This window comes from Bradyrhizobium sp. SZCCHNRI1029, assembly GCF_032487555.1.
Lineage (GTDB): Bacteria > Pseudomonadota > Alphaproteobacteria > Rhizobiales > Xanthobacteraceae > Bradyrhizobium.
The window spans coordinates 1-2,142 of the sequence record NZ_JAUEUK010000024.1; the positions used below are offsets into that span (position 1 = coordinate 1).

The following is a 2,142-nucleotide window of genomic DNA, read 5'->3' on the forward strand; positions in this document are numbered from 1 at the left end:
TCCTCGACGGGCACCAACATCGGCATCGGCGACAGCGTCAGCAACCTGCTGTCGGCGATCCAGACCCAGACCGGCGTCACCGCGTCGATCACGGCGGGTGCGATCACCTTGACGCCGCCGGCGGCGGGATTGACGCTCTCGGGCAGCACCGGCACCTTGGGCAAGCTCGGGCTGACTGCTGTCGGCGATGGCTTGTCAGGTCAGACCTTGACGGTCGGCGCCACAGGAGGTGGCACGGCGACCAGCATCACGTTCGGTCTAGGGACAGGACAGGTCAAGTCGCTGAACGATCTCAACGCGAAGCTCGCAGCCAACAACCTGCAGGCCTCGATCGATTCGTCGACCGGCAAGATCACCCTCAGCACGACCAACGACGCGGCGTCCGCCACGATCGGCGCGATCGGCGGTACGTCGGCTGCATCCAGCCAGGCCTTCAACGGTCTGACGGCGGCGGCTCCGGTGGCGGATGTGACCGCGCAGACGCAGCGCGCGAGCCTGGTCTCGCAGTACAACAACGTGCTGGCGCAGATCAATACGACCGCGAGCGATGCGTCGTTCAACGGTGTCAACCTGCTGAACGGCGATACGCTGAAGCTGACCTTCAACGAAAACGGCAAGTCGACGCTGTCGATCACCGGCGTGACCTTCAACTCCGCGGGGCTCGGGCTGACGACCCTGACCTCGGGCACCGACTTCCTCGACAACAACTCGGCGAACAAGGTCATCGGCGTGCTCACCACCGCCAGCTCCACGCTGCGCAACGAGGCCTCGACGCTGGGTTCGAACCTGTCGGTGGTGCAGGTTCGTCAGGACTTCAACAAGAACCTGATCAACGTGCTGCAGACCGGCTCGTCGAACCTGACGCTGGCCGACACCAACGAGGAAGCGGCCAACAGCCAGGCGCTGTCGACCCGCCAGTCGATCGCGGTGTCCGCGCTGTCGCTCGCCAACCAGTCGCAGGCGAGCGTGCTGCAGCTGCTGCGCTGATCCGCAAGCATCGCATCTCGACGACCAGGGCGGCGGGGGAAACCCCGCCGCCTTTTTATCGGAGGAAAGGTCCGACATTGCTGCGGCGTAGCTTGGCGAGCGCGCAAAAATAGGAAAGCCCGGCCTCGCGACTGGCGAGCCGGGCCCTTCGATGTCGGGTGAGGAGGCGAAAGCTCAGGCAGCCGAGCTCACCGGCTTGTCCTGCTGTTCGGCTTCAGCCTGCTCGATCAGCTTCTTCTCGTAGGCGACGAGCTTCTTGGCTTCCTTCAGCGCCTGGTAGAGATCGCCGTTGAGGATATGACCGTTGATCGCCTCGATGATCGGCCAGGCGCTCGGCACCGTGGTGATGATGTCGCGCAGCAGGTTGAAATAGGTGCCGTGATCCGCGTCTGCCCCCGGCGAGATGTACATCAGCTGGACCGCAAGATAGACGAGCTTGGCCGGCGTGTCGGCCGTCTCCGGCGTCAGGATGTCCTTCTCGCGCAGGATCGGAATGTTCTCGCCGTCGATCAGGAGGCGCGCGCGCTGATCGGTGTTGGTGATCACGCAGGAGCCGATGATGATGCGCTCATGCGGCTTCAGTTCGACTTTCAGGGCCATTCTCATTCTCCGTTGCCGCAATCGGCGTGGCGCCGAACCTGCTGCGTCGAGGCCGATGACGGGTCCAGCTGCCAGTCTAGATCGCGCGGGGAGTCTGCGCGCTCGATCGGTCGGTGCGCAGCAATCCTTTCCGATCATGGTTAACGGACGGTAAACGGCCGCGCCCGCCTGGCGAATATGCGGTGTTTTCAAGGTGATCCGCGGCGAATCGCCGATGCGCGGCCGTGCCGATGCCACGCATCGGGGACCGCGAGCGGTCGTGACTTCACTGTTTGTTAGCCGCTCGCATTTACCTTAACGCCCGTCGCCCGGTGGTGCAGTCACCGACGGGCTTCGCCTTGATCCTGAATGGATCGGGCCGTTTGTTTCACACCAGAAGGGTATGAAAATGTCAGGTATTGTTCTCTCGGCGTCGGTGCGTCAGAATCTGCTCTCGCTTCAGTCGACGGCTCAGCTCCTCGCCACCACCCAGAACAATCTCTCCACGGGCAAGAAGGTCAACTCGGCGCTCGACAATCCGACCAACTTCTTCACCGCCCAGGGTCTCGACAACCG

General features: G+C 63.4%; 2 protein-coding genes and 1 pseudogene. 2 read left to right on the forward strand and 1 reads right to left on the reverse strand.

The features are described 5' to 3' along the window. Positions 1–987: flagellin (locus tag QW861_RS33935; RefSeq protein WP_315755060.1), on the forward strand; the 987-nt coding region annotated here is incomplete at its 5' end. Positions 988–1,161: 174 nt separating this feature from the next. On the opposite strand, the gene flbT is transcribed toward QW861_RS33935, so the two are convergent. Further along, on the reverse strand, positions 1,162–1,587 hold the full coding sequence (flbT, locus tag QW861_RS33940) for a flagellar biosynthesis repressor FlbT (RefSeq protein WP_315715996.1): 426 nt from the start codon (positions 1,585–1,587) through the stop codon (positions 1,162–1,164). Between the two features lie 388 nt (positions 1,588–1,975). On the opposite strand from flbT, the pseudogene QW861_RS33945 reads away from it, so the two are divergent. Next, positions 1,976–2,142 (forward strand): annotated as a pseudogene (locus tag QW861_RS33945) (flagellar protein); the annotation flags it as partial.

Bases quoted from the DNA above. Each gene is read 5' to 3' on its own strand.
- flbT (WP_315715996.1), bottom strand. From the start codon at position 1,587: ATGGCCCTGAAAGTCGAACTGAAGCCGCATGAGCGCATCATCATCGGC.